Genomic DNA, 23494 nt, shown 5'->3' with positions numbered 1-23494 from the left:
GGGGCGGTCTGAGCGGGTCAACCCTGGGCTGGCATGGTGTGGGTGCCGCCAATATCTTCCGGTGCGACGGCGACAGATTTGACAACGGCGTAACAGGTCTGCCCTTCGGCCAGCCCCAGTGCCGCGACCGACCGTCGTGTAATCCGCGCCAGAATGCGCCCGGCTTTCGTGTCCAGTGCCACGAGCGCACCTGGGCCGTCACCAGTGCGGATTGCGGCCACCGTTCCGGCCAGCATATTGAGCGCCGACAAACCTTCGGGCCGCGCACGTGACAGAATCACATCATGCGCGGCAATGCGAATGCGGAGCACCGTTCCGCAAGCCGCCCGCACGCGCGGCAGGAACAGAGGCAAACCGCCCGCATCCAGTTCGGTCAAACCATCTTCGTGGTGCTGCAAAACTCGCGCCATCAGAACAGCGCCCATCTCTCGCGTGCCGCCGGGGCGCACGGCAGGATCACCCAAAACCTCTGCCGCCGGACCTTGGACCACGACACGGCCCGCATCCAGCGCGACAACGGTGGTCGCCAGCCGCGCCACTTCCGACGCCGAATGGCTGACATAGAGGATCGGGACCGACACCTCGTCGCGCAAGCGTTCAAAATACGGCAGGATCTCTGCCTTGCGCGCCTCGTCCAGCGCAGCCAAAGGTTCATCTGCGAGGATCAGACGCGGTGCGGACAGCAACGCCCGACCGATGGCGACACGCTGTTTTTCGCCCCCAGAGAGCGCGGTCGGGCGGCGATCCAACAGCGCGCCAAGGCCCAACATGTCGACCACGCGCGGCAGATCTTCGCGCGGGGCACCCTTTGGGGCGAACCAAGCGCCATAGGCAAGGTTCTGACGCACGGTCAGGTGCGGAAACAGACGCCCTTCTTGAAACACATACCCCAAGCGACGTTTATGGGGGCGCAGGCGGATGCCCTTTGCGGTGTCCAAAAGCACCCAATCATCGGCCACGATCCGGCCCTGATCGGGCATCAGCAACCCGGCGACCGCGTTGACAAGCGTGGTCTTGCCCGAGCCGGAGCGCCCGAACAGCACGGTCACACCTGCCGGGGCTTTGAAGGCAGTATCCAGGGTAAAGCCCTTGAAGCTGTGTTTGACCGTAACCTCCAGCATTACGCGCCTCCGACCCGTGCCGCGACGCGCCGAGCCAACAGTTCTGACAACAGGAGCGCCCCCATCGCCACGACGACCGACACGATCACGAGTTTCATCGCGGCGCCCTCGCCTCCCGGCACTTGCAGAAAAGCGTAGATGGCCGAAGGGATGGTGCGGGTCTGGCCGGGGATGTTCGACACGAAGGTAATCGTTGCCCCGAATTCCCCCATCGCCTTGGCGAAAGCAAGGATCGTACCGGCAATGATGCCGGGCAGTGCCATGGGCAATGTGACTGTCAGAAAAACCCATACGGGCGGTGCGCCAAGCGTGGCGCTGGCCTGTTCCAGTTTGGGATCGATCGCTTCTATTGAAAGGCGGATGGCCCGCACCATCAACGGAAAGGCCATGACCGCAGCAGCCACGGCCGCGCCGGTCCACCGAAAGGCCAACACAATGCCCCAATCGGCCAAGATGCCACCAACCGGGCCTTGGGTGCCCAAGGTCAGCAGCAACACATAGCCTGTGACTACGGGCGGCAGAATGAGTGGCAGATGAACAATCCCATTCACAAGCTGTTTGCCGGGGAAGGACCAACGCGCCAAAGCATAGGCCACAGCTATGCCCAACGGCAGACTGACAAGCGTGGCCCAGAAGGACACACGCAGCGACAGCGCCACCGCCTGCCATTCGGCTGGGCCAAGCCAATCTGTCATCGGCTATTCTGCCACAAACCCGAAACCCTGTCGTTCGAACGCGGCCCGCGCCTCTGGTCCGCGCAGGTAGTCCATGAACGCGGCTTCGGCAGCGGTATCACGATTGGCAAGGTCAGCGGCGGGGTAGATGATGCGGGGGTGCGTATCTGCCGGGAAGGTGCCAACCACGGTCACGTTCTCTGACGCAACGGCATCGGTTGCATAGACAATGCCGAAAGGCGCTTCGCCAGTCGTAACAAAGGCTAACGCAGCACGCACATTGTCGGCTTGCGCGACTTGTGTTTTGACGGTGTCCCACAGCCCAAGACTGTCCAGCGCGGCTTTGCCATAGATGCCTGCCGGGACAGCATCGACCAAGGCCATCGCCAGACGCCCCGCGCCCAGCAGGCCCGCAAGGTCCATCTCTGGCCCGATCTGAATATCCGGTGCCTCTGTTCCCGCAGCGATTAGCACAAGGCTGTTGTTCAGCAGGTCAAAGCGGGTGCCGGGTTCCAGCAGGCCGCCACTTTCCAGAACATCCATCCAGCCGGGATTGGCGGAAATGAAGATATCCGCCGGTGCGCCTTGTTGGATTTGACGCGCCAGCACGGATGACCCGGCCAGCGACACGACAAGGTCATGCTGAGTGGCGGCCTCGAACCCGGCCTCAATCTCTGCCATGGCATTTGCCATGCTGGCCGCGGCAAAGACGTGAACATCATTAGCCAACGCAGGGGCCGCAAGGACGGCAACCACCGCAAAGGCCGTGGCGGCAGGCCTGACGGGCGACAAGATCATGCGGGACATTTCTTTCTGGATATGTTCAATGAAACATATCGCAAAAGCCATTCCAGCAAGCAAGCGTTATTTTCTATCAGACGGATCGCGCAGCAAGGCTTGCAGCGCCGACACTTGCGCCGCACCAGCTTCGGCCACGAGTGCTTCCAACGCACGATACTGCGCCAGAACCTCGACCCCGGTTTCGGTCAGATACGCACCTCCGCCCTTCGCCCCACCCCGTGAAGATGCAACAAGCGGCTCTTGAAACGCCGTGTTCATTGTCTCGACCAGCATCCAAGCGCGCTTGTAGCTCATCGACATGCTGCGCCCTGCGGCGGCAATGGACCCTGTGTCGTGGATACGCTCCAACAAATCCGCTTTGCCGGGGCCAAGCATGACCAAATCACCAAATACAATCCGCAAACGAAGGCTTGGCGCGGGCATGTCGGCGTTACAAGTCTGAGTCATTGGACCCCTTTCCAGCCCTGCCGCGCGAGGTTCAAGCGCCGGGTTGAAGCGCGAAGTAGAACCGCGCCGCGTCCAGAAATGACCGTTTGCGCAGCTCGGTCAAGGCCTCTGCCTCTTCATCTGTGCCCCATTGCGTGATCTGCCACTCCTCATCCACGCGCGAAATGGCCCATAACGCTTCTGGAGCATCGAAACGATCAATAACCGCCAGCGCGATCAGCAAGGACCCCGACATGGCCACCAGATCGTGAAAACAGGTCAGCTCGAACGCAGTCAGCCGAACCACGTCGGCCCGCAAGCCCTCCAGTAGCGCCGCTGGCTGGGGCACATGCACGACGCCCGTGCACACAATCGGCTGCACCCCGTAACGATGCGCCGTCCAGTCCACGATTGGGCCCCAGGCCTCGGCTTCCCGCGCAACCAGCCTGTCGGGCGCTTCTGCACGGTAGCAGACAAGATCGCTATCACCATAATCGGTAATCAGACCGGCAACTTCACCCATCTGCCCGCGCACCTTGTCAATGGCCGCATTGGCCGCGCGTGTGGCAGGCATACTGGCGGGGTTGATGGCCTCGCCCTGCGCGCGCCATTCCTCTGCGATCACGTCAGCAAAGGCGCGGGTCGGCACCGCAAGCGGTGCTTTTGCGGGCGTCTTTACACGGCGCCCGTCCAGTTCAATGGCAAATCCATCGTCGGCTTCTGCCACTGTGACATCCGCCCAGAACCGCTTCTTGACCCAACCGCTCATACCGTGGCCTCGTCCCATATCATGCGCAACGCGCCCTCCAATTCCGTGAAATCGTCGATCACGCGGGGACCAAGCCGCGCGCGTGGGTGATACCCCCATGACACCCCCACGCCAAGCAAACCGGCCGCTTGGGCCATCTGCATGTCAAACTCTGTGTCCCCCACCATGACGGCATGCTCTGGTGCAACGCCGGTCGCGTCAAGACAGGCATGCAGCATAGACGGATGCGGCTTCGACGGGTGATTATCGGCCACCTGCACAGTCTGAAACAGCCCATCCCAGCCATGTGAAGTGATGATATGCTCAATTCCCCGACGCGACTTTCCGGTGGCGATGCCAAGCACCACATCTGGCCGCGCGGCAAGCCGCGTCAGCACCTCAGAGGCACCGGGATAAAGCTGCGATGGCGCGGCTCCCCGCAATGCGTGGAACCTGTCTTTGTAGGCGACAACAAGAGCGGCATGGTCCGCCGTGCTCAGATCCGGCGCCAGCCGCAACATGACCTCCGGCAAAGACAAGCCCACCGCGGCAAGGCAGGCTGCACGGTCCGGCATGGGGTGTGCAAGCGCACTGAACGCGCCTTCCATGGCAAGCAGAATATGCGCCTGACTGTCGACCAACGTGCCATCGACATCAAAGACGACCAACTGCATCAGGCGTCCTCGAACGGGTCTGCCGGGGCGTCGCGTTCCGTCCAGCCGAACAGCGCCCATGTCTGCGCCATGTGTTCAGGCAAGCGCGCGGTCACGTTCAACATTCCGCCGGTGACAGGGTGCTCCAGCACCAGTGACCGCGCGTGCAGATGCAACTTCCGGCTGACCTCTCCGCCAATGCCCGCGCCCCAGCCGTCGCCAAGGTTCTCCTGCGCCGAGCCACCATATTTGCCGTCCCCCATGATAGGATGGCCCATCTCGGCCATATGCGCGCGCAATTGGTGCGTGCGGCCCGTGATGGGGGACAAAGCCATCCACGCGGCCCGGCTACCCAGCCGCTCGATGACCGCGAAATCGGTCTGCGCGCGTTTTGCGCCTTCTGTGCTGTCCACGTCGTTGGGGTGAATGCAGCGCATTTTTTCAGCCCCGCGCCCGCCGGTTTTCAGCAGGCCATAGCGCACCGTTCCCATCAAGGGTTGCGGCACGCCGGCAACAAGCGCCCAATATATCTTGCGGGTGTTGCGATGGCGGAAGCTCTCGGACAGGCGGCGCGCCACGCGCGGGGTGCGCGCCAAAAGCAGCACGCCCGACGTGTCCTTGTCCAGACGGTGCACCAGCATCGGGCGTTCCTTGTAGTCGAACATCAACGCATCCGCCAAACCGTCAACATGCCGCTTGCCCTGCCCGCTACCGCCTTGGCTGGGCAACCCCGGAGGCTTGTTCAACGCAATCACGTGCTGGTCACGAAAGATCACGCAGGACCGGATCATCTCGGCATCGGCATCGGATATACCGGACGTCAGCACGGGCGGCGCTGCAGGCGCATCCGGCAAAGGCGGCACGCGTACCGATTGTCCGGCCTCGATACGGGTATTCGCCTTCACCCGCCCACCATCCACGCGGATTTCTCCTTTGCGGCAGGCTTTCTCAATCAGCCCCTGCGTGATCTGCGGGAACTGGCGTTTCAGCCAGCGGTCCAGCCGTTGGCCGCCATCCTCTGGCCCGACCTGCCGTGTGTCTACCCTGCTCATCGCGTTCCCCTGAAAACCGTTCGTGTCATGCGCGCAGCCGCCCCCGAATGTCAACGCCCCCGTCATCTTGCCCCAAATACTCCGCCGGGGGTGAGCCAGCCTGCCAAGGCTGGCGAGGGGGCGGCGCACGCCCCCTGCCCGTTCAGCCACCTTGCCGCTTGGCCCGCAATTTGGCGAACCACGCCACCCGCTTGCCCAGGTCGCGCTCGAACCCGCGTTCAGGCGGCGCATACAGCACCGGGCGTGTCACTCCGTCGGGAAAATAGTTCTGCCCGGAAAACCCATCCTCAGCATCGTGGTCATAGGTATAACCCGCCCCATAGCCCTGTTCTTTCATCAATCCGGTGGGTGCGTTCAGGATGTGTTTGGGCGGCGGTTCCGACCCGGTCTGCTTGGCCAGCTTTTGCGCGCCCTTCCAGGCCACATAGCCCGCGTTCGACTTGGGCGCGAGCGCAAGGTAGATTATCGCCTGCGCCAGCGCCAGATCGCCCTCGGGGCTGCCAAGGCGCTCATAGGTGTTCCACGCGTCCAGACACACAGCCTGCGCTTGCGGGTCGGCAAGGCCAATATCCTCGACCGCCATGCGCACCATGCGCCGCGCCAGATAACGCGGGTCTTCGCCGCCCTCTATCATCCGTGCCAGCCAATAGACCGCCGCGTCCGGGTCGGACCCGCGCACCGATTTGTGCAACGCAGAAATCAGGTTGTAATGCGCGTCGCCCGATTTGTCATATTGCGCGGCACGCCGCATCAGGCGTTGTGACAGAGCCTTGCGGTCCAGCTTGCCCGAAACCTGCCAACCCATAACCTGCTCGATCAGGTTCAGCCCGGCACGCCCGTCGCCATCGGCCATTTCCAAAAGCGCCTCGCGCGCGGGGCCATCCAGTGGCAGCGCACGGCCCAGTTCCTGCTCGGCCCGTTGCGCCAGCAATTCCAGATCGGTCAATGTCAGCCGCTCCAGAACGATCACTTGAGCGCGCGACATTAAAGCGGCGTTCAATTCGAAAGACGGGTTCTCTGTTGTGGCACCGACCAGCGTGATCGTGCCATCCTCCATATGCGGTAGGAAACTGTCCTGCTGGGCGCGGTTGAAGCGGTGGATTTCATCGACGAACAGCATCGTCCCGCGCCCGGTCTGGCGGCGCAGCTTGGCGGCATCGAACACTTTGCGCAGTTCCGGCACGCCAGAGAAAATCGCGCTGATCTGGACGAATTCTTGCTGCGTGTGGTCGGCCAACAGCCGTGCAATGGTCGTCTTGCCCACGCCGGGCGGACCCCAGAAGATGAGGCTGGCCAACTGGCTACTGGCCAGCATCGCGCCAAGCGGGCCATCCGGGCCAATGGCCTTGGCCTGCCCGATCACCTCTGCCAGCGCGCGCGGGCGCAGCCGGTCAGCCAACGGGCGCGGGCCATGTTTGGGAGCACCGGGTGCCGCGGTATCGAACAGGTCAGCCATACCCTAACCTAGCGCGCCGGTGCCGTGCATTACAGCCGAAACCGTAACGAAACCTGACGTCCGTCGCGAATCAACTCGATCACCCAGGTCCGGGTCTGCGCGCGCGAAAGGCGCACGACATCATCTGTGCCGTCCACGCGCGCGCCGTTGATTGCCAGCAACACATCGCCGGGACGCAGCCCAACGCGGGCGGCCAGATCGCGTGCTTGCGTGACCAGAATACCCCCGGCCTCGGGCGACAGACCGAATTCCGCGATCACGGCTGGGTTGATACGCGCCACCTCCAGCCCGGAAAGTGCCGAACGCTCCTCTATCCGGCGCGTGTCGCGCGGCGGGGTTTCGGGCGGCGCGATCAGATCAACCGTGACCTCGCGGGTTTGGCCATCTCGGCGGGTTTGCAGCACCGATTGCGCCCCAAGTCCCTTGGCAGCCAACCGGAACATCATCTCGGGGGCAGAGTTCACCTCCCCTCCATCGACCGCCAAAACCACATCGCCGCGCTGCAATCCGGCTTCGGCCAAGGGGCTGTCTGGGTGCAGGTCCAGAAGCACCACACCCGCCGGAATGCTCTGGTCGAACGCTTCGGCCAAAGCCGCATCCACCGCTTGCGCCGTCACACCCGCCCAGGGACGCTGGAACCGCGCCCGCCCCTCGCGGGCTTGGGCCACGACCTGCGTGACCAAATTGGCAGGAATCGCAAAGCCAATCCCGTTTGACCCACCCGAGCGGGTGATGATCGCGGTGTTCACGCCGACCAACTCACCCGCCATATTCACCAGCGCGCCGCCGGAATTGCCGGGGTTGATGGGCGCGTCGGTTTGCAGAAAATAGCCGCGCCCAGACCCCACGGCGATGCCAGAGCGCGCAAGGCCAGAGATGATGCCGCTGGACACGGTCTGCCCCACCCCGAATGGGTTGCCGATGGCGAGCACCAGATCACCCACCTCCACCACGTCAGAATCTGCAAGCGATAACGCGGGTAGATCGCTCGCACCTTGCAATTGCAACACAGCCAAATCGCTTTCCTCATCCGTCAGAACCACTTCGGCGGCGAATTCGCGCCGGTCATTCAGCACCACGCGAATTTCGGTGGCTTGACCGACGACATGATAATTCGACACGACCAGCCCATCCGCGCCCACGATCACACCCGACCCCAGCGAATTCTGCACACGCGGGGTGGCCTGCCCGAAATTGCGGAACAGGTCGCCAAAGAAGGGATCATCGGCAAAGGGATTACGGCGTTCCGCCACGACGCGTTGCGCGTAAATATTGACCACCGCAGGCGCAGATTGCTTTACGAGCGGCGCATAGGATAGCTGGATTTGCGCCATCGACTGCGGCACAGTCTGCGCGTGCAAGAGGGACAGACCCGACAGGGACAAGGCGAGGCACAGGGTTGCGATCCGAAGCACGGGCATTCTCCTTTATCACGGAACACCCAATATGGGGCCGCGCCGGCCAAAGCAAAAGGCCCGCACGCAAACTGCGCACGGGCCTTTGAAAGTCTTGCAACGCGCGCTTAATCTTGCGCGGCGGCTTCTTCGCGGGCATGGTCCGCAGCACCTTTGGCCGACGGGTCACGCTCTACGAATTCGATGATCGCCATCGGCGCCATATCGCCGTAACGGAAACCGGCCTTCAGAATACGAACATAGCCGCCCTGACGGCCCTTGTAGCGCGGGCCAAGGATGTCGAACAGTTTCTTGACGTCCTTGTCCTGCTTGAGTTGCGCTGCCGCCAAACGGCGCGCGTGCAGATCACCGCGCTTTGCGAGCGTGATGAGCTTTTCCACGATCGGGCGCAATTCTTTCGCCTTGGGCAGGGTGGTCTTGATTTGTTCGTGTTCAATCAACGAACCGCACATGTTCGAGAACAGCGCCTTGCGGTGTTCAGCGGTTCGGTTCAGGCGGCGGTAACCACGGGCGTGACGCATGTCATATCTCCTTAACGTCGTGTTTTACTTTGTCTGGCCGTGGCTGCGTGACCACGGCTCTCCTTGGGGCACAGGCCCGGTCGTCTGGGATGGGCACTCTACGCGCCCATCCCGCAAAAGATCAGAATTGATCCTCGAAACGTTTGGCCAGTTCGTCGATATTCTCCGGCGGCCATTCTTCCACATCCATGCCCAGATGCAGCCCCATGCCAGACAGCACTTCCTTGATCTCGTTCAAGGATTTGCGGCCAAAGTTCGGGGTGCGGAGCATTTCTGCTTCGGTTTTCTGGATAAGATCGCCGATATAAACGATATTGTCGTTCTTCAGGCAGTTTGCCGAACGCACCGACAGTTCCAACTCGTCAACCTTCTTCAGCAGAAGCGGGTTGAACTCCAGACCGTCGTCATCGTCTTTTGACCCTGCCGATTCCGGCTCATCAAAGTTCACGAAAATCTGCAACTGGTCTTGCAGGATGCGCGCGGCATAGGCGATGGCGTCTTCCGGGCGGACCGAACCGTCTGTTTCGATCTTCATCGTCAGTTTATCGTAGTCCAGAACCTGCCCTTCGCGGGTCGGCTGCACATCATAGCTGACACGTTTGACCGGCGAGAAAATCGCGTCGATCGGGATAAGACCGATGGGCGCATCTTCCGGGCGGTTTTTGTCGGCGCTGACATATCCCTTGCCGGTATTAACCGTCAATTCCATGTAAACAGAGGCACCATCATCGATATGGCAGATCACCAGTTCTTTGTTCAGAACTTCGATACCCGCGCTGGTTTCGATATCGCCAGCGGTGACAACGCCCGGCCCCTGAGCCGAGATCGACACGCGCTTTGGACCTTCGACATCCATACGCAGCGCAACGCTTTTCAGGTTCAGAACGATGTCTGTGACGTCTTCGCGCACGCCCGGCACCGAGGAAAATTCGTGCAGGACATTGTCGATCTGAACGGACGTGATCGCAGCACCCTGCAACGATGCCATCAGAACGCGACGAAGCGCGTTGCCAAGCGTCAGGCCAAAGCCGCGCTCCAGAGGTTCGGCAACAATAGTCGCCTTCCGTGTGCTGTCCGCACCCGATTTCACGTCTAGCTGTGCCGGCTTGATAAGTTCTTGCCAGTTTTTATGGATCATGTGTCGCCTCCATTCTTGTCGCGGGGCCATGCCCAAGCCCGTACGACGCCCGAGGATCTAAAAGACAGAAAACCAGACCCCACCGAAAGCGGGGCCTGGCAAAAACCGGACCGGCCTTAAACGCGACGGCGCTTTGGCGGGCGGCACCCGTTATGCGCCATCGGCGTCACATCGCGGATAGAGGTGATGTTGAAGCCAGCAGCGGCCAGCGCGCGCAGCGCCGATTCGCGGCCAGAGCCGGGGCCCTGCACTTCGACATCCAACGTTTTCACGCCATGCTCTTGCGCTTTCTTGCCCGCATCCTCTGCGGCCAACTGAGCTGCGTAAGGGGTCGATTTGCGTGAACCCTTGAAGCCCATCGTTCCGGCGGAAGACCACGAAATCGCATTGCCCTGCACGTCGGAAATCAGGATTTTGGTATTGTTGAAGCTGGAGTTCACATGAGCGACACCAGCAGCGATATTCTTGCGAACCTTGCGCTTAACGCGCGTTTTATCACGAGCCATTGACTGAGCCTTCCCTTACTTCTTCTTGCCGGCAATAGCTTTTGCCGGGCCCTTGCGCGTGCGCGCATTGGTGTGTGTGCGCTGACCGCGCACGGGAAGGTTGCGACGATGGCGCAGACCGCGATACGACCCGATATCCATCATGCGCTTGACGTTCATGGACACCTCGCGGCGCAGATCGCCTTCGACGGTGTAATTCGCATCAATATGCTCGCGCAGGGCAAGCACTTCGGCATCGGAGAGTTCGTTCACACGGCGGGTCAGATCAATGCCGACAGCGGCACAGATATCCGAAGCAGCCTTGGGGCCGATGCCATGAACATAGGTCAACGCGATGACAACGCGCTTTCCTGTAGGGATGTTTACGCCAGCAATACGTGCCACGCGGTATTTCCTTTCGTTGCGGTTCCGTAATCCCAGAACCTTTTTTCACAACACGGGGCGCGAAGCCCCCCGCGTGCATTTCAACACGAAAAGCGCCTGTGGCAGACAAACTGCCGCGCAGGCGCGATTCTCATCTCAGGCGTGTCGGGTATGTGCTTTTCCAGCCAAGGTCAAGACCCGATCACAGCGGAACTGTGACGGTCGCATTCATCAGTCGTTTGACGACAGATTGCCAATAAACGAAATAGGCAAGCCCAAGGGTCAGGATCGTCAGCACCAGCCAAATGATAGCATGGCCCAGGATATCCGCAAAGCCCACTTCTACGGAAAGACGCGCCACAGCATTACCTTGCGAATCCAGAACATAGGTTTTGTTGATCGGCGCTTTCAAAAAGTAATAGGGCAGAACGAACAGAGCCAGCCCGAATGTTACCAACACCAGGACCAGCCAGATCAAAAATTGGCCCAGACCTTCGGCAAGGCTGAAATCACAGCGCAGACGCTGGCCGACACCAATGGTCATGCGTCGAGTATCGCTGCGATCTGGCGTTCAACCGCGTCCACGCTTGCCATGCCGTCCACTTGGCTCAACTGCTCCTTGGCGTAATAATAGCCCAGCAACGGCGCGGTTTGCTTGTAATAGGCGCGTAACCGGTCCTCGAACACTTCTGGTGTATCGTCGCGGCGGACGGGCTGCCCGGCCGCCTGCGCATCTTCTGCCCGCTTTACGATTCGATCAACCAGCGCCGCATCATCGACAACCAGTTCGATCACCGCATGCAGCCCCGTGCCATGACGGGCCAACAGATCGCCCAAAGCATCCGCTTGCGCCAGTGTGCGCGGGAAGCCATCGAAGATGAACCCACCGGCAGATCCCTGCTCCAGTTGCTCTTCGATCAGCCCGATCACGATCTCGTCGGTGACAAGTTCGCCCTTGTCCATCACCTCTGCAACGCGGTTGCCCAACTCTGTGCCGGATGTTTTGGCCGCACGCAGCATGTCGCCCGTGGACAATTGAACCATGCCCCGCGACGCGACCAGTTTCTGAGCCTGCGTGCCTTTGCCAGCGCCGGGCGGCCCGATCAGAATAACATTCATCGCCGCGCCGGAGCTTTGGGTTTGGTGCTGCGCTTGCGTGACTTGCCGCGCAGTTGCGACTTTTCAAGCAATCCCTCGTATTGATGCGCGATCAAAGCCGATTGCACACGGTTAATCGTGTCCATCGTGACAGAAACGATAATCAAAACAGAGGTGCCGCCGAAATAGAACGGAATTGCCAGCTGACCGCGCAAGATTTCCGGCAACAGGCAGACAGCCGCCAGATAGATCGACCCAACCGTGACCAGCCGTGTGACGACATAATCCAGGTATTCCTCGGTTCGCTTTCCGGGCCGAATACCGGGAACAAAGCCATTCTGGTTCTTCAGGTTATCCGCGACCTCATCGGTCTTGAATGCCACATTCTGCGTGTAAAAGAACGTGAAGAAGATAATCATAGCCGTGAAGAACAGCAGATACGCAGGCTGACCGGGACCAAAATAGGCCAAGATCGTCGCCATGATTTCGGATTGTGAGTTGCCCGAAAAGGTCGCCAGTGTGGTCGGCAGCAACAGCAGCGACGAGGCGAAAATGGCCGGGATCACGTTGGCAGGGTTTACCTTGATCGGCAGGTGCGACGATCCACCGTCAAACACTTTCATGCCAACCTGACGGCGCGGATACTGGATGGATATCTTGCGGATCGCGCGCTCCATGAACACAACGAAGGCGATCACGCCCACGATCATGATTATCACACCAATGATGACCGCAGGCGAAATCTCACCCGAGCGCCCCTGCGCCAAGAAGTTGGCCAAAGCTGCCGGGATTTCGGCAATAATGCCCACAAAGATAATCAGCGAAATACCGTTGCCGATGCCGCGCTCGGTGATTTGCTCACCCAACCACATTAGGAACATCGTGCCGCCAACAAGGGTAATCACAACAGCCGCGCGGAAGAACCAGCCCGGATCTGTCGCCAGATCGCCCGCTTCCAGCGAAACGGCCAGACCATAGGACTGCCCCAGCGCCAACATCACAGTGAGGTAGCGGGTGTATTGGTTCAGCTTGCGCCGCCCCATTTCACCCTCTTTTTTCAGCGCTTTCCACGGCTCATACATCGCGCCGACAAGCTGCACGATAATCGCGGCAGAAATGTAGGGCATGATGCCAAGTGCGAAAATACCCATGCGACTGATCGCACCGCCGGTGAACATGTTGAGCATGCCACCAATGCCTGACGCGGCTTCGTCCATGAATTCACGCAGCGCAAGGCCATCGATGCCGGGCACGGGAATATATGTACCAATACGGTAAACGATCAGCAGGCCAAGCGCGAAGAAAATGCGTTTGCGAAGGTCGGTTGCCTTTGCCAGCGCACCCCAGCTTGTGTTTGCCGCGAGTTGGTCAGCACCAGATGCCATCTGCGTCTCTCTCTGTCATGTCAGCGCCGCCAGACCGGGGTGCGGTCGGCGGCGCGAAAACCCTGTAGGGGGAGATGTAAGGGGCTATGCATCCCCTCACAACCTTTATTCAGCGGCCGCGGCCTCGTTTTTCGGCGCAGGCGCGATGATTTGAACAGACCCGCCCGCTTTTTCGACTGCTTCCACAGCCGATTTCGACGCACCGGTCACGGCCAACGCAACTTTGGACGTAATCTCGCCCTTGGCCAGAACGCGCACGCCATCCAGCTTGCGACGGACCAGACCGGATGCAAGCAGCGCATCCTCGGTAATGGTCGCGGACGCGTCCAGTTTTCCGTCGGTGATGAATTTTTCGATCAGACCAAGATTGACGACGGCAAAGCGCGCGCGATTGGGCTTGTTGAAGCCACGCTTCGGCAAGCGCATATAGAGCGGCATCTGGCCGCCTTCATAGCCATTGATCGCCACACCCGAGCGGGATTTTTGACCCTTGATACCACGACCACCCATCTTGCCCTTACCAGAGCCGGGGCCGCGGCCAACGCGCATACGCTTCTTGGTTGCGCCTGGATTATCGTGAAGTTCGTTCAGTTTCATGTCGCTTCTCCTATGCCGGAAAGCCCTGCCAGCGACGGATCAGGGCCACACGGCCTACTAAATAGCAGGGTGCGCAGAAACACGCACCCTACGAAAATGTTAGCCACGCTCTTCGATGATCGTGACCAGATGCGGGATCGACTCGACCATACCGCGCACGGAAGGGGTATCTTCCAGCTCGCGGGTGCGGTGCATCTTGTTCAGGCCCAGACCGACCAGCGTTGCGCGCTGAACGGCGGGGCGGCGGATCGGAGACCCGATCTGCTTGACGACGATGGTTTTAGCCATTGTGCTCACCCTTCCTTACGCGTCTGCGGTTTCGGTCTCGGCTTCAGGCTTGCGCAGAATGTCTGCTACCTTCTTGCCGCGACGCTGTGCCACCTGACGGGGGCTAGCCGAGTTCTTCAGCGCATCGAATGTTGCGCGGATCATGTTGTAAGGGTTCTGGCTGCCGAGCGACTTGGCCACAACATCTTGCAGGCCCAGCATCTCGAACACAGCGCGCATCGGTCCACCGGCAATGATACCGGTCCCCGGCACAGCCTGACGCATGACAATCTTGCCCGCGCCGTGGCGACCCTCGATGTCATGGTGCAATGTGCGACCGTCTTTCAGAGGCACACGGACCATCTGACGCTTGGCCTGCTCTGTTGCCTTACGGATGGCTTCAGGCACTTCTTTCGCCTTGCCCTTGCCGAAGCCAACACGACCACGCTGATCGCCGACCACCACGAGGGCTGCAAAGCCAAAACGCTTGCCGCCTTTCACGGTTTTCGACACGCGGTTGATCGCAACCAGACGATCGGCGAATTCCGGGGTTTCCTCGCGTTGATCGCGACGGTCCCGGCGGTTTTCTCTTTCTGCCATAATCGTCTCCTCAGAACTTCAGGCCGCCTTCACGAGCGGCGTCGGCAAGTGCCTTGACCTTCCCGTGAAAGATGAAGCCGCCGCGGTCGAAATAGCATTCCTCGACGCCGGCGGCTTTCGCGCGCTCGGCAATCGCGGTGCCAATCTTGGCAGCTGCGTCCTTGTTGTTGACACCCACGATGCCGAAATCCTTTTCCAGCGTCGAGGCCGAAGCCAATGTTACACCGCGCACATCGTCGATCAACTGAACGCAGATGTTCTTGTTGGAGCGGTGAACGGACAGGCGCGGACGCCCATTGGCCGTTTTCTTCAATTTGTTCCGAACGCGCAGGCGGCGTTTTTGGAACAGCTTTTGCTTTGTGTTCGCCATCTTTCGCGCCCTTACTTCTTCTTGCCTTCCTTACGGAAGATATACTCATCCTTATAGCGAATGCCTTTGCCCTTATAGGGTTCAGGCGAACGCCACTTGCGGATATTCGCAGCCACTTCGCCGACCTGCTGTTGGTCGATACCTTCGACAACAACCTCGGTCTGCTTGGGAGAGGATACGGTGATGCCGGCGGGAACCTCGAAGATTACTTCGTGGCTGTAGCCCAGCGACAATTTCAGATCCTTGCCCTGCATCGCGGCACGATACCCAACGCCGACCAGTTCCAGCTCTTTCTTGAAGCCGGTGGTCACGCCAGTCGCAAGGTTCGCCACCATAGAGCGGGTCATACCCCACTGCTGGCGGGCGCGCTTGGACAAGCCGCGCGGTTTGACGGACACAGTGTTGCCGTCCAGCACGATATCCACGTCATCACCGGCAGTGAAGCTGCGGGTGCCTTTGGGGCCCTTGACCTCTATGGTCTGGCCCGAGACCTGAGCGCTCACACCCGAAGGCAGTTCGACAGGCTTTTTGCCAATACGAGACATCTCAGCCCTCCTCAGAACACACGGCAGAGCACTTCGCCACCAACATTGGCGGCGCGGGCTGCTGCATCGGACATCACGCCCTTGGGCGTAGAGACTACCGAAATACCAAGGCCGTTGCGGACCTGCGGAATTTCACGAACACCGGAATAGACGCGGCGACCAGGAGTAGAAATGCGCTTCAATTCGCGGATGGCAGGTGCGCCATCGGCATATTTCAGCGAAATCTCAATCTCTGGGTGGCCGGCCGTAGACGCGCTGTGCTCATAGCCGCGAATATAACCTTCGCTTTGCAGCACATCCAACACCCAGGCACGCAGCTTCGACGCGGGCGTGCGCACCGTCGATTTGCCACGCATTTGAGCGTTGCGGATGCGGGTCAGCATATCGCCGAGCGGATCGTTCATGGACATGATCCTGTCTCCTTACCAGCTCGACTTGACCATGCCGGGGATTTGACCTTTCGAGGCCAGATCCCGCAGCGCGATCCGCGACAGTTTCAGTTTACGATAGTAAGCCTTCGGACGACCGGTCAGCTGGCAACGATTGTGCAGGCGGGTTTCCGAAGAATTCCGCGGCAGCTGTGCCAGTTTCAGGTTCGCCTTGAAGCGCTCTTCCATCGGGCGTTCGGCATCGGCGGCGATTGCTTTCAGCTCAGCGCGCTTGGAAGCATATTTTGCCACCAGCTTCTGACGCTTCTTTTCGCGCTCGACCATTGCTTTTTTAGCCATTGGTTCTCTCCCTCTCGCGTCAGCTTGTGAAGGGCATGTTGAAAGCTTTCAACAGCGCCTTGGCTTCCGCGTCGGTTTTCGCGGTGGTGCAGATGATGATATCCATGCCCCACATCTCGTCGATCTGATCGAAATTGATCTCGGGGAACACGATATGTTCCTTGATGCCCATGGCGTAGTTGCCATTGCCATCGAACGACGTGCCTTTGACGCCGCGGAAGTCGCGGACGCGCGGCAGCGCGATGGTAATAAGACGGTCAAGGAATTCATACATCCGCGCACCGCGCAACGTGACCTTCACACCCAGCGGCATTTCCTCACGAACGCGGAAACCTGCGATCGAGTTGCGTGCCTTGGTGATGACGGCCTTCTGGCCAGCGATTGCGGTCAGATCAGCCTGCGCTGACTTGATTTTTTTGGTGTCCTTGACGGCTTCGCCAATACCCATGTTCAGCACGATCTTGTCGAGCTTCGGGAGCATCATCGCGTTCTTGTAGCCGAATTCTTCCACCAGCGCCGGGCGGATCGAGTCGTTGTAGACCGCTCTCAGGCGCGGGGTGTAGTTGGATTGATCCAGCATCAGATCGCCTCCCCGGTTGTCTTGGCAAAACGCACCTTCTTGCCGTCTTCCTCGCGGAAGCCGACACGAGTGGGTTTGCCGTTCGCGTCAACAATGGCCAGGTTCGACAGGTCGATCGGCATTGCCTGAGGCAGGCGCCCGCCCTGGCTGGTCTGGCTTTGCTTGGTGTGACGAATGGAGATGTTGAGCCCGTCGACAACAGCCTTGTTGGCCTTGGGCATGACGGTCGAAATCTCGCCCTGCTTGCCCTTGTCCTTACCGGTCAAAACGACAACCTTGTCGCCTTTTTTCAGTTTCGCAGCCATTACAACACCTCCGGCGCGAGCGAGATGATCTTCATGAAGCTTTTCGCCCGCAATTCGCGCACCACCGGCCCGAAGATACGGGTGCCGACAGGTTCGCCTGCGTTGTTGAGGATCACGGCCGCATTACGGTCGAAGCGGATTGACGTGCCGTCTTCGCGACGGACTTCCTTTGCGGTCCGAACGACGACGGCTTTACGCACGTCACCCTTCTTCACACGGCCCCGCGGGATAGCTTCCTTGACCGACACCACAATGATGTCGCCCACGGACGCATAGCGCCGCTTGGAACCGCCGAGGACCTTGATGCACTGAACTCGGCGTGCGCCAGAGTTGTCAGCAACATCCAGATTGGTCTGCATCTGGATCATTTGGTTTCTCCCGACCTTTGGGCATCATGCCCAGGGTTTCGATAAGTCTGGATGGAACGGGTCTTATGCCGAAGCTTCGACCAGCACCTCCCAGCGCTTGGACTTCGAGACGGGGGCACATTCGATGATACGAACGGTGTCACCCACCTTGAATTGATTGAGCGGATCATGCGCACGATATTTTTTCGTGCTCCGAACCACTTTCTTCATAACGGGGTGCGTGAAGCGGCGCTCGATCAGGACCGTGACGGTCTGGTCGTTCTTGTCGCTCGTCACCTTGCCTTGCAGGATGCGTTTGGGCATAGGGCCAGCTCCTTAATTCGCCGCCGCAGCGCGGGCTTGTTCGTTGAGGATGGTCGAAACGCGTGCAGCGTCGCGACGGACCTGGCGAATACGAGCCGTGTTTTCCAGCTGGTTGGTCGCCTTTTGGAAGCGCAGGTTGAACGCTTCCTTTTTCAGCGCGACGAGTTCGTCACGCAACTGATCCGGTGTCTTGGATCGCAGATCTTCGGCTTTCATGGCCATTCCTTCAGTCAACAATCACCGGAAGGCCCCTTAGGTAAGGGTCACCCTGATTCCCGGCGGAGGTGGATGAGCGTGCCGTATAGGCGTCATACGCCCGCTTGGCAAGTGCCCGTGGAAAGGAAGATGTCCCGGCCTGAATGAAGCCGGGACATCAATATCTTAAGCGATGTGCGTCAGACGCACAGAGCCTGCGAATTACCAGTCTTCGCGCACAACAACGCGGGTCTTGATCGGCAGTTTCATCGCAGCAAGGCGCAGCGCTTCGCGTGCAATGGCATCGTTGACACCATCAATCTCGAACATCACGCGGCCCGGCTTGACCTTGGCAGCCCAGAAATCGACCGAACCTTTACCCTTACCCATACGAACTTCGGTGGGTTTGGAGGTGACCGGAACATCCGGAAAGATGCGGATCCAGACACGGCCCTGACGCTTCATATGACGCGTCATGGCACGGCGTGCAGCTTCGATCTGGCGCGCGGTGATACGCTCAGGCTCCAGCGCCTTCAGGCCATAGCCACCAAAGTTCAGGTCAAACCCGCCCTTGGCTTCGCCCTTGATGCGGCCTTTATGCTGCTTGCGGAACTTCGTCCGTTTCGGTTGTAGCATTGCTCTACTCCTTCACTCGGCTCAACGGCGCGGGCGCGATGCGCCGCCGCTGTCCTGAAGTTCCTGATGCCGACGATCACGGGCTTGCGGATCATGCTCCATGATCTCGCCCTTGAAGATCCACACCTTCACACCGATGATCCCGTAAGCCGTCAGGCCCTCGGAATGCGCGTAATCGATATCCGCGCGCAGCGTGTGCAGCGGAACACGACCTTCGCGATACCATTCGGTCCGTGCAATCTCTGCACCGCCCAGACGACCCGCAAGGTTCACACGGATGCCCAAGGCCCCCATGCGCATCGCGTTCTGCACCGCGCGCTTCATAGCACGACGGAAGCTGACACGACGTTCCAGCTGTTGCGTGATCGACTCGGCCACCAACTGCGCGTCAAGCTCCGGCTTGCGGATTTCGACAATGTTCAGGTGGAGGTCAGATGCCGTGAAATTTGCCAGCTTCTTGCGCAGCGTTTCGATATCGGCGCCTTTTTTGCCGATAATCACACCCGGACGCGCCGTATGAATCGTGACGCGGCACTTCTTGTGCGGGCGCTCGATAATCACGCGGCTGATGCCAGCCTGCTTGCACTCATCATGGATGAAGTCACGGATTTTCAGGTCTTCCAGCAACAGGTTGCCGTAATCCTTGCTTTCCGCGAACCAGCGGCTGTCCCAGGTGCGGTTGACCTGAAGGCGCATGCCAATCGGATTTACCTTGTGACCCATTATGCTTGCTCCTCGGCCTGGCGAACCTTGATGGTCAGTTCGGAAAACGGCTTCATGATCTTGCCGAAACGGCCGCGTGCGCGCGGACGGCCCCGTTTCATGACCAGGTTCTTGCCGACCCATGCTTCAGCCACAACCAGCGCGTCTACATCCAGACCGTGGTTGTTTTCCGCATTGGCAATCGCCGATTGCAGGCATTTCTTCACATCGCCAGCAATGCGCTTTTTCGAGAAGGTCAGATCGGTCAATGCACGATCAACCTTCTTGCCGCGGATCATGGCAGCGACGAGGTTCAGCTTCTGCGGCGAAGTGCGCAACATGCGGGTCTTCGCCATTGCTTCGTTCTCGGCCACGCGGCGTGGATTTGTCTCTTTACCCATGGCTTATTTCCGTTTCGCTTTTTTGTCGGCCGCATGCCCGTAATAGGTGCGCGTCGGCGAATATTCCCCGAACTTCTGACCAATCATGTCTTCGGTCACGTTGACGGGAACGTGTTTTTTCCCGTTGTAAACGCCGAACGTCAGGCCCACGAACTGGGGCAGAATGGTCGAGCGGCGCGACCAGATCTTGATGACTTCATTGCGACCCGACTCGCGTGCTTTTTCCGCTTTTTTCAAAACGTAAGCATCGACGAAAGGGCCCTTCCAAACTGAACGTGCCATGGATTAGCGACCCTTCTTCTTCGCGTGGCGAGACCGCAAGATATATTTGTCGGTCTGCTTGTTGGAACGCGTCTTGCGCCCCTTGGTATCTTTACCCCAAGGCGTAACCGGCGTGCGGCCACCAGAGGTACGACCCTCACCACCACCATGGGGGTGATCGATCGGGTTCATCGCAACACCGCGCACGGACGGGCGCTTGCCCTGATGACGCGTGCGGCCAGCCTTGCCGAAATTCTGGTTGGAATGGTCGGGGTTCGACACGGCACCAATAGTCGCGAAGCATTCCTGACGCACCAGACGCAGCTCGCCCGAGGACAGACGGATCTGAGCGTAACCACCGTCACGACCAACGAACTGGGCATAGGTGCCCGCAGAACGTGCGATCTGACCGCCCTTGCCCGGCTTCATTTCGATGTTGTGAACAATCGTCCCGATGGGCATGCCGGAAAACGGCATTGCATTACCCGGCTTGATGTCAGCTTTAGAGCTGGCGATCACCTTGTCACCGAGGGCCAGGCGCTGCGGTGCCAGGATATATGCCTGCTCGCCGTCTTCATACTTGATCAGCGCGATGAAGGCCGTGCGGTTCGGGTCATATTCGATCCGTTCAACCGTGGCCGAAACATCCAGTTTGTTACGCTTGAAATCGACAATGCGATACAAACGCTTCGCACCACCGCCGATGCGGCGTGCGGTAATCCGTCCGGTGTTGTTCCGACCACCCGATTTGGTCAGACCCTGCGTAAGGGCCTTGACCGGGCGACCTTTCCAAAGCTCCGAACGGTCGATCAGAACCAGCCCACGCTGGCCCGGCGTCGTCGGTTTATACGACTTGAGTGCCATGCTTTCTGTCTTCCGTTAGCTCTGGACCAATTGGTCCGGTTTCGTCAATCGGCGCTATACGCCAAATAACCAGCGGCCCCGAGAACGTCGGGGCCGCTGAGTCGCGCTTCACATATCAAAGCCCGGTTGTCACGTCTATGGCATTTCCTTCTTCGAGCGTGACATAGGCTTTCTTGACATCCTTGCGGCGGCCTTTGACACCACGGAATGTCTTGGTCTTGCCCTTGGTGATGGAGGTGTTCACCGCCTTCACCTTCACGCCGAAGATTGCTTCGACTGCGTCTTTGATCTGCGGCTTGTTCGAGTCGATGGACACTTCGAAAACAACTGCATTGGCTTCAGACGCCATGGTTGCTTTCTCGGTGATGATCGGCTTGCGAATCACGTCGTAATGTTCTGCCTTCACGCTCATGCCAGTCGAGCCTCCAGTGCTTCCAACCCGGCACGGGTGATGACCAGCGTGTCACGGCGCAGAATGTCGTAAACATTCGCCCCGATCGACGGCAGCACATCGACACCATCCAGGTTGCGTGCGGCGCGAGCGAAGTTGTCACCCACTTCCGCACCGTCAATGATGAGGGCCTTTTTCCAGCCCAATTCCTTGGCGGCCTTTGCCAGAATTGCGGTCTTGGCTTCGGCCATATCGGTCGTGTCCAGAACCATCAGCTTGCCAGCGCCCATCTTAGCGGACAGCGCCATGCGCAGACCCAGAGCACGCACCTTCTTGGGAAGGTCATGCGCGTGGCTGCGCGGGGTCGGGCCCTTGTAAACACCACCCTTGCGGAAGATCGGCGCATTGCGGTCGCCGTGGCGAGCGCCACCGGTGCCCTTTTGGCGGTAAATCTTCTTGGTGGAGTAGCTGGTTTCCGACCGGGTTTTCACCTTGTGGGTGCCAGCTTGGGCTTTCGCCCGCTGCCAGCGCACCACACGGTGCAGGATGTCGGCGCGCGGCTCGAGGCCAAAAATGGCCTCGTTAAGCTCGACTTCGCCGGCTTTGCCCGCTTGCAGGTTAACGATGTCGAGTTTCATATCACTCGCCTTCCTTCTTATCGGCTTCGATGGATGCCTCGGCGTCTTTCAGGGCAGCTTCCTGCTCCACAGCCTCGGCTTCCAAAGCGGCCTTACGGGCTGCTTCTTCCTCTGCGGCGGCAGCAGCAGCGGCTTCTTCAGCAGCCTTGCGCGCAGCATCGGCAGCCGATTTCAGCGCAGCGGGCATGATCGCATTGTCGGGGAAGGGTTTCTTCACCGCATCTTTGATCGTAACCCAACCGCCCTTGGACCCAGGAACAGCACCCTTGACCATGATCAAGCCACGTTCGCTGTCAGTGCGAACGACCTGAAGGTTCTGAGTGGTCACGCGGGCAGCACCCATGTGACCGGCCATTTTCTTGCCCTTGAACACTTTACCAGGGTCCTGACACTGGCCCGTGGACCCGTGCGAACGGTGGCTGATCGAAACGCCGTGCGACGCGCGCAGACCACCAAAGTTGTGGCGCTTCATCGCACCCGCGAAACCCTTACCAATCGAGGTGCCCGCAATATCCACGAACTGGCCTTCGAAGTAATGGTCGGCAGTGATTTCCTCGCCGACCTCGATCATGCAATCGGGGCTGACGCGGAACTCTGCAAGTTTGCGCTTGGGCGCAACGCTTGCCTTGGCGAAATGGCCGCGCATCGGGGCCGCGACACGCTTGGCTTTCGCCGTGCCTGCACCCAACTGAACTGCCGTGTAACCATCCCGGTCTGCGGTCCGCTGTGCAACGACCTGCAACCCGTCTAGTTGAAGGACCGTCACGGGAACTTGCCGCCCGTCCTCCATGAACAGCCGGGTCATGCCCAGCTTCTTTGCGATAACTCCAGAGCGCATTGTCCGGGCTCCTTAAACTTTGATCTCGACATCGACACCAGCGGCGAGGTCGAGCTTCATCAGCGCGTCCACGGTCTGCGGGGTCGGGTCGACAATGTCGAGCAGGCGTTTATGCGTGCGGATTTCCCACTGGTCGCGCGATTTCTTGTCGACATGCGGACCACGCAGAACCGTGAATTTTTCAATCTTGTTCGGCAGCGGAATCGGGCCGCGCACCTGAGCGCCCGTGCGCTTGGCCGTGTTCACGATTTCCTGCGTGCTGGCATCGAGCACGCGGTAATCGAAGGCCTTGAGCCGGATGCGAATATTCTGACCTTGCATCTTCTTCCCCTCGGAAGGTCAGGTGCGTGGCAACCACGCACCCTACCATTCACGTTACTCGATGATTTTCGACACGACGCCTGCGCCGACGGTGCGGCCGCCTTCACGGATGGCGAAGCGCAGCTTCTCTTCCATGGCGATGGGCGCGATCAGCTCGACCTCGAATTTCAGGTTGTCGCCGGGCATGACCATTTCCGTGCCTTCGGGCAGCGCGACCGTGCCGGTCA

38 protein-coding genes are annotated in these 23494 nt (G+C 59.8%); all 38 read right to left on the bottom strand.

All coding sequences use genetic code 11. The annotated features are described in order from the left end of the window. Positions 1-17 precede the first annotated feature (17 nt). The gene (gene modC, locus M3N55_RS15005; protein WP_249060611.1) at positions 18-1121 is read right to left on the bottom strand and encodes a molybdenum ABC transporter ATP-binding protein; all 1104 of its coding nucleotides are present in this window, start codon (positions 1119-1121) and stop codon (positions 18-20) included. After that, entirely contained in the window at positions 1121-1816 is a 696-nt protein-coding gene (modB, locus tag M3N55_RS15000; protein WP_249060608.1) for a molybdate ABC transporter permease subunit, read from the bottom strand. The genes modC and modB overlap by 1 nt, the downstream gene beginning before the upstream one ends. A gap of 3 nt (positions 1817-1819) precedes the next feature. After that, positions 1820-2593, bottom strand: coding sequence for a molybdate ABC transporter substrate-binding protein (modA, locus tag M3N55_RS14995; RefSeq protein WP_249060607.1), 774 nt, complete (start codon positions 2591-2593; stop codon positions 1820-1822). Positions 2594-2659: 66 nt separating this feature from the next. Continuing rightward, positions 2660-3043 (bottom strand): winged helix-turn-helix domain-containing protein, encoded by a 384-nt coding sequence (locus M3N55_RS14990; protein WP_249060605.1) that lies wholly within the window; start codon positions 3041-3043, stop codon positions 2660-2662. A 31-nt stretch (positions 3044-3074) separates the two neighbouring features. Further along, positions 3075-3791, bottom strand: coding sequence for an ATP12 family chaperone protein (locus M3N55_RS14985; protein WP_249060603.1), 717 nt, complete (start codon positions 3789-3791; stop codon positions 3075-3077). Beyond that, complete coding sequence (locus tag M3N55_RS14980) at positions 3788-4444, bottom strand: HAD-IA family hydrolase (protein ID WP_249060601.1); 657 nt, start codon at positions 4442-4444, stop codon at positions 3788-3790. Before M3N55_RS14980 ends, M3N55_RS14985 begins: the two co-directional genes overlap by 4 nt. Then, the gene (locus tag M3N55_RS14975) at positions 4444-5475 is read right to left on the bottom strand and encodes an RluA family pseudouridine synthase (RefSeq protein ID WP_249060600.1); all 1032 of its coding nucleotides are present in this window, start codon (positions 5473-5475) and stop codon (positions 4444-4446) included. Before M3N55_RS14975 ends, M3N55_RS14980 begins: the two co-directional genes overlap by 1 nt. Positions 5476-5617: 142 nt before the next feature. Beyond that, positions 5618-6931 carry a replication-associated recombination protein A gene (locus tag M3N55_RS14970; protein WP_249060598.1) on the bottom strand — a complete coding sequence of 438 codons (1314 nt, stop codon included), beginning with the start codon at positions 6929-6931 and terminating at the stop codon, positions 5618-5620. 29 nt (positions 6932-6960) lie between these two features. After that, the gene (locus M3N55_RS14965; RefSeq protein WP_428982674.1) at positions 6961-8352 is read right to left on the bottom strand and encodes a trypsin-like peptidase domain-containing protein; all 1392 of its coding nucleotides are present in this window, start codon (positions 8350-8352) and stop codon (positions 6961-6963) included. 101 nt (positions 8353-8453) lie between these two features. Then, a complete protein-coding gene (gene rplQ / locus M3N55_RS14960) occupies positions 8454-8867 on the bottom strand; it encodes a 50S ribosomal protein L17 (RefSeq protein WP_249060596.1) in 414 nt (137 codons plus the stop codon). Positions 8868-8988: 121 nt separating this feature from the next. After that, positions 8989-10005, bottom strand: a complete 1017-nt coding sequence (locus M3N55_RS14955; protein ID WP_249060593.1) for a DNA-directed RNA polymerase subunit alpha — start codon at positions 10003-10005, stop codon at positions 8989-8991. 116 nt (positions 10006-10121) lie between these two features. Beyond that, a complete protein-coding gene (gene rpsK, locus M3N55_RS14950) occupies positions 10122-10511 on the bottom strand; it encodes a 30S ribosomal protein S11 (protein WP_249060592.1) in 390 nt (129 codons plus the stop codon). A gap of 15 nt (positions 10512-10526) precedes the next feature. Further along, positions 10527-10895, bottom strand: coding sequence for a 30S ribosomal protein S13 (rpsM, locus tag M3N55_RS14945; RefSeq protein ID WP_249060588.1), 369 nt, complete (start codon positions 10893-10895; stop codon positions 10527-10529). 181 nt (positions 10896-11076) lie between these two features. After that, positions 11077-11418 (bottom strand): DUF6693 family protein, encoded by a 342-nt coding sequence (locus M3N55_RS14940; protein WP_249060586.1) that lies wholly within the window; start codon positions 11416-11418, stop codon positions 11077-11079. After that, entirely contained in the window at positions 11415-11993 is a 579-nt protein-coding gene (locus tag M3N55_RS14935; protein WP_249060582.1) for an adenylate kinase, read from the bottom strand. The genes M3N55_RS14940 and M3N55_RS14935 overlap by 4 nt, the downstream gene beginning before the upstream one ends. Continuing rightward, positions 11990-13357 carry a preprotein translocase subunit SecY gene (gene secY, locus M3N55_RS14930; protein WP_249060580.1) on the bottom strand — a complete coding sequence of 456 codons (1368 nt, stop codon included), beginning with the start codon at positions 13355-13357 and terminating at the stop codon, positions 11990-11992. Before secY ends, M3N55_RS14935 begins: the two co-directional genes overlap by 4 nt. A gap of 105 nt (positions 13358-13462) precedes the next feature. Next, on the bottom strand, positions 13463-13954 hold the full coding sequence (gene rplO, locus M3N55_RS14925; RefSeq protein ID WP_249060577.1) for a 50S ribosomal protein L15: 492 nt from the start codon (positions 13952-13954) through the stop codon (positions 13463-13465). Positions 13955-14053: 99 nt separating this feature from the next. Continuing rightward, positions 14054-14242 carry a 50S ribosomal protein L30 gene (rpmD, locus tag M3N55_RS14920; protein WP_249060575.1) on the bottom strand — a complete coding sequence of 63 codons (189 nt, stop codon included), beginning with the start codon at positions 14240-14242 and terminating at the stop codon, positions 14054-14056. 15 nt (positions 14243-14257) lie between these two features. Beyond that, on the bottom strand, positions 14258-14821 hold the full coding sequence (rpsE, locus tag M3N55_RS14915) for a 30S ribosomal protein S5 (protein WP_249060571.1): 564 nt from the start codon (positions 14819-14821) through the stop codon (positions 14258-14260). Positions 14822-14831: 10 nt separating this feature from the next. After that, a complete protein-coding gene (gene rplR / locus M3N55_RS14910) occupies positions 14832-15191 on the bottom strand; it encodes a 50S ribosomal protein L18 (RefSeq protein ID WP_249060559.1) in 360 nt (119 codons plus the stop codon). Between the two features lie 11 nt (positions 15192-15202). Then, positions 15203-15736, bottom strand: coding sequence for a 50S ribosomal protein L6 (gene rplF, locus M3N55_RS14905; RefSeq protein ID WP_249060556.1), 534 nt, complete (start codon positions 15734-15736; stop codon positions 15203-15205). A gap of 11 nt (positions 15737-15747) precedes the next feature. Beyond that, the gene (rpsH, locus tag M3N55_RS14900) at positions 15748-16146 is read right to left on the bottom strand and encodes a 30S ribosomal protein S8 (RefSeq protein WP_249060554.1); all 399 of its coding nucleotides are present in this window, start codon (positions 16144-16146) and stop codon (positions 15748-15750) included. Between the two features lie 12 nt (positions 16147-16158). Continuing rightward, a complete protein-coding gene (rpsN, locus tag M3N55_RS14895) occupies positions 16159-16464 on the bottom strand; it encodes a 30S ribosomal protein S14 (protein WP_142082679.1) in 306 nt (101 codons plus the stop codon). Positions 16465-16483: 19 nt separating this feature from the next. Next, a complete protein-coding gene (gene rplE, locus M3N55_RS14890; RefSeq protein WP_249060551.1) occupies positions 16484-17044 on the bottom strand; it encodes a 50S ribosomal protein L5 in 561 nt (186 codons plus the stop codon). Beyond that, positions 17044-17349: a 50S ribosomal protein L24 gene (gene rplX, locus M3N55_RS14885; protein WP_249060548.1), complete on the bottom strand. Its 306-nt coding sequence runs from the start codon at positions 17347-17349 to the stop codon at positions 17044-17046. Before rplX ends, rplE begins: the two co-directional genes overlap by 1 nt. After that, complete coding sequence (rplN, locus tag M3N55_RS14880) at positions 17349-17717, bottom strand: 50S ribosomal protein L14 (protein WP_249060547.1); 369 nt, start codon at positions 17715-17717, stop codon at positions 17349-17351. Before rplN ends, rplX begins: the two co-directional genes overlap by 1 nt. Before the next feature lie 63 nt (positions 17718-17780). Continuing rightward, positions 17781-18020 (bottom strand): 30S ribosomal protein S17, encoded by a 240-nt coding sequence (rpsQ, locus tag M3N55_RS14875; RefSeq protein ID WP_249060544.1) that lies wholly within the window; start codon positions 18018-18020, stop codon positions 17781-17783. A gap of 12 nt (positions 18021-18032) precedes the next feature. Continuing rightward, on the bottom strand, positions 18033-18236 hold the full coding sequence (rpmC, locus tag M3N55_RS14870; protein WP_121096984.1) for a 50S ribosomal protein L29: 204 nt from the start codon (positions 18234-18236) through the stop codon (positions 18033-18035). A 201-nt stretch (positions 18237-18437) separates the two neighbouring features. Beyond that, positions 18438-18851, bottom strand: a complete 414-nt coding sequence (gene rplP / locus M3N55_RS14865; RefSeq protein ID WP_249060540.1) for a 50S ribosomal protein L16 — start codon at positions 18849-18851, stop codon at positions 18438-18440. A gap of 21 nt (positions 18852-18872) precedes the next feature. Beyond that, entirely contained in the window at positions 18873-19574 is a 702-nt protein-coding gene (gene rpsC / locus M3N55_RS14860) for a 30S ribosomal protein S3 (RefSeq protein ID WP_249060538.1), read from the bottom strand. Next, on the bottom strand, positions 19574-19954 hold the full coding sequence (gene rplV / locus M3N55_RS14855) for a 50S ribosomal protein L22 (protein ID WP_072244313.1): 381 nt from the start codon (positions 19952-19954) through the stop codon (positions 19574-19576). Before rplV ends, rpsC begins: the two co-directional genes overlap by 1 nt. 3 nt (positions 19955-19957) lie before the next feature. Beyond that, positions 19958-20236, bottom strand: a complete 279-nt coding sequence (gene rpsS, locus M3N55_RS14850) for a 30S ribosomal protein S19 (RefSeq protein ID WP_072244312.1) — start codon at positions 20234-20236, stop codon at positions 19958-19960. 3 nt (positions 20237-20239) lie between these two features. Next, positions 20240-21079: a 50S ribosomal protein L2 gene (gene rplB, locus M3N55_RS14845; protein WP_249060537.1), complete on the bottom strand. Its 840-nt coding sequence runs from the start codon at positions 21077-21079 to the stop codon at positions 20240-20242. A gap of 115 nt (positions 21080-21194) precedes the next feature. Beyond that, on the bottom strand, positions 21195-21491 hold the full coding sequence (locus M3N55_RS14840; RefSeq protein WP_249060534.1) for a 50S ribosomal protein L23: 297 nt from the start codon (positions 21489-21491) through the stop codon (positions 21195-21197). Then, positions 21488-22108 carry a 50S ribosomal protein L4 gene (gene rplD / locus M3N55_RS14835; protein WP_249060531.1) on the bottom strand — a complete coding sequence of 207 codons (621 nt, stop codon included), beginning with the start codon at positions 22106-22108 and terminating at the stop codon, positions 21488-21490. The genes M3N55_RS14840 and rplD overlap by 4 nt, the downstream gene beginning before the upstream one ends. Position 22109: 1 nt before the next feature. Next, a complete protein-coding gene (rplC, locus tag M3N55_RS14830; RefSeq protein ID WP_249060529.1) occupies positions 22110-22946 on the bottom strand; it encodes a 50S ribosomal protein L3 in 837 nt (278 codons plus the stop codon). A gap of 12 nt (positions 22947-22958) precedes the next feature. Beyond that, the gene (gene rpsJ, locus M3N55_RS14825) at positions 22959-23267 is read right to left on the bottom strand and encodes a 30S ribosomal protein S10 (protein ID WP_072244307.1); all 309 of its coding nucleotides are present in this window, start codon (positions 23265-23267) and stop codon (positions 22959-22961) included. 54 nt (positions 23268-23321) lie between these two features. Continuing rightward, positions 23322-23494: EF-Tu C-terminal domain-related protein (locus tag M3N55_RS14820; RefSeq protein WP_487392689.1), on the bottom strand; the 173-nt coding region annotated here is incomplete at its 5' end.

Source organism: Roseinatronobacter domitianus (genome assembly GCF_023336755.1).
GTDB lineage: Bacteria > Pseudomonadota > Alphaproteobacteria > Rhodobacterales > Rhodobacteraceae > Roseinatronobacter > Roseinatronobacter domitianus.
Note: the sequence above shows the minus strand (reverse complement) of the source record. Positions and strands in the feature narration are given on the sequence as shown.

Bases quoted from the DNA above. Each gene is read 5' to 3' on its own strand.
- modC (WP_249060611.1), bottom strand. From the start codon at position 1,121: ATGCTGGAGGTTACGGTCAAACACAGCTTCAAGGGCTTTACCCTGGAT.
- modB (WP_249060608.1), bottom strand. From the start codon at position 1,816: ATGACAGATTGGCTTGGCCCAGCCGAATGGCAGGCGGTGGCGCTGTCG.
- modA (WP_249060607.1), bottom strand. From the start codon at position 2,593: ATGATCTTGTCGCCCGTCAGGCCTGCCGCCACGGCCTTTGCGGTGGTT.
- M3N55_RS14990 (WP_249060605.1), bottom strand. From the start codon at position 3,043: ATGACTCAGACTTGTAACGCCGACATGCCCGCGCCAAGCCTTCGTTTG.
- M3N55_RS14985 (WP_249060603.1), bottom strand. From the start codon at position 3,791: ATGAGCGGTTGGGTCAAGAAGCGGTTCTGGGCGGATGTCACAGTGGCA.
- M3N55_RS14980 (WP_249060601.1), bottom strand. From the start codon at position 4,444: ATGCAGTTGGTCGTCTTTGATGTCGATGGCACGTTGGTCGACAGTCAG.
- M3N55_RS14975 (WP_249060600.1), bottom strand. From the start codon at position 5,475: ATGAGCAGGGTAGACACACGGCAGGTCGGGCCAGAGGATGGCGGCCAA.
- M3N55_RS14970 (WP_249060598.1), bottom strand. From the start codon at position 6,931: ATGGCTGACCTGTTCGATACCGCGGCACCCGGTGCTCCCAAACATGGC.
- M3N55_RS14965 (WP_428982674.1), bottom strand. From the start codon at position 8,352: ATGCCCGTGCTTCGGATCGCAACCCTGTGCCTCGCCTTGTCCCTGTCG.
- rplQ (WP_249060596.1), bottom strand. From the start codon at position 8,867: ATGCGTCACGCCCGTGGTTACCGCCGCCTGAACCGAACCGCTGAACAC.
- M3N55_RS14955 (WP_249060593.1), bottom strand. From the start codon at position 10,005: ATGATCCATAAAAACTGGCAAGAACTTATCAAGCCGGCACAGCTAGAC.
- rpsK (WP_249060592.1), bottom strand. From the start codon at position 10,511: ATGGCTCGTGATAAAACGCGCGTTAAGCGCAAGGTTCGCAAGAATATC.
- M3N55_RS14940 (WP_249060586.1), bottom strand. From the start codon at position 11,418: ATGACCATTGGTGTCGGCCAGCGTCTGCGCTGTGATTTCAGCCTTGCC.
- M3N55_RS14935 (WP_249060582.1), bottom strand. From the start codon at position 11,993: ATGAATGTTATTCTGATCGGGCCGCCCGGCGCTGGCAAAGGCACGCAG.
- secY (WP_249060580.1), bottom strand. From the start codon at position 13,357: ATGGCATCTGGTGCTGACCAACTCGCGGCAAACACAAGCTGGGGTGCG.
- rplO (WP_249060577.1), bottom strand. From the start codon at position 13,954: ATGAAACTGAACGAACTTCACGATAATCCAGGCGCAACCAAGAAGCGT.
- rpmD (WP_249060575.1), bottom strand. From the start codon at position 14,242: ATGGCTAAAACCATCGTCGTCAAGCAGATCGGGTCTCCGATCCGCCGC.
- rpsE (WP_249060571.1), bottom strand. From the start codon at position 14,821: ATGGCAGAAAGAGAAAACCGCCGGGACCGTCGCGATCAACGCGAGGAA.
- rplR (WP_249060559.1), bottom strand. From the start codon at position 15,191: ATGGCGAACACAAAGCAAAAGCTGTTCCAAAAACGCCGCCTGCGCGTT.
- rplF (WP_249060556.1), bottom strand. From the start codon at position 15,736: ATGTCTCGTATTGGCAAAAAGCCTGTCGAACTGCCTTCGGGTGTGAGC.
- rpsH (WP_249060554.1), bottom strand. From the start codon at position 16,146: ATGTCCATGAACGATCCGCTCGGCGATATGCTGACCCGCATCCGCAAC.
- rpsN (WP_142082679.1), bottom strand. From the start codon at position 16,464: ATGGCTAAAAAAGCAATGGTCGAGCGCGAAAAGAAGCGTCAGAAGCTG.
- rplE (WP_249060551.1), bottom strand. From the start codon at position 17,044: ATGCTGGATCAATCCAACTACACCCCGCGCCTGAGAGCGGTCTACAAC.
- rplX (WP_249060548.1), bottom strand. From the start codon at position 17,349: ATGGCTGCGAAACTGAAAAAAGGCGACAAGGTTGTCGTTTTGACCGGT.
- rplN (WP_249060547.1), bottom strand. From the start codon at position 17,717: ATGATCCAGATGCAGACCAATCTGGATGTTGCTGACAACTCTGGCGCA.
- rpsQ (WP_249060544.1), bottom strand. From the start codon at position 18,020: ATGCCCAAACGCATCCTGCAAGGCAAGGTGACGAGCGACAAGAACGAC.
- rpmC (WP_121096984.1), bottom strand. From the start codon at position 18,236: ATGAAAGCCGAAGATCTGCGATCCAAGACACCGGATCAGTTGCGTGAC.
- rplP (WP_249060540.1), bottom strand. From the start codon at position 18,851: ATGCTACAACCGAAACGGACGAAGTTCCGCAAGCAGCATAAAGGCCGC.
- rpsC (WP_249060538.1), bottom strand. From the start codon at position 19,574: ATGGGTCACAAGGTAAATCCGATTGGCATGCGCCTTCAGGTCAACCGC.
- rplV (WP_072244313.1), bottom strand. From the start codon at position 19,954: ATGGGTAAAGAGACAAATCCACGCCGCGTGGCCGAGAACGAAGCAATG.
- rpsS (WP_072244312.1), bottom strand. From the start codon at position 20,236: ATGGCACGTTCAGTTTGGAAGGGCCCTTTCGTCGATGCTTACGTTTTG.
- rplB (WP_249060537.1), bottom strand. From the start codon at position 21,079: ATGGCACTCAAGTCGTATAAACCGACGACGCCGGGCCAGCGTGGGCTG.
- M3N55_RS14840 (WP_249060534.1), bottom strand. From the start codon at position 21,491: ATGAGCGTGAAGGCAGAACATTACGACGTGATTCGCAAGCCGATCATC.
- rplD (WP_249060531.1), bottom strand. From the start codon at position 22,108: ATGAAACTCGACATCGTTAACCTGCAAGCGGGCAAAGCCGGCGAAGTC.
- rplC (WP_249060529.1), bottom strand. From the start codon at position 22,946: ATGCGCTCTGGAGTTATCGCAAAGAAGCTGGGCATGACCCGGCTGTTC.
- rpsJ (WP_072244307.1), bottom strand. From the start codon at position 23,267: ATGCAAGGTCAGAATATTCGCATCCGGCTCAAGGCCTTCGATTACCGC.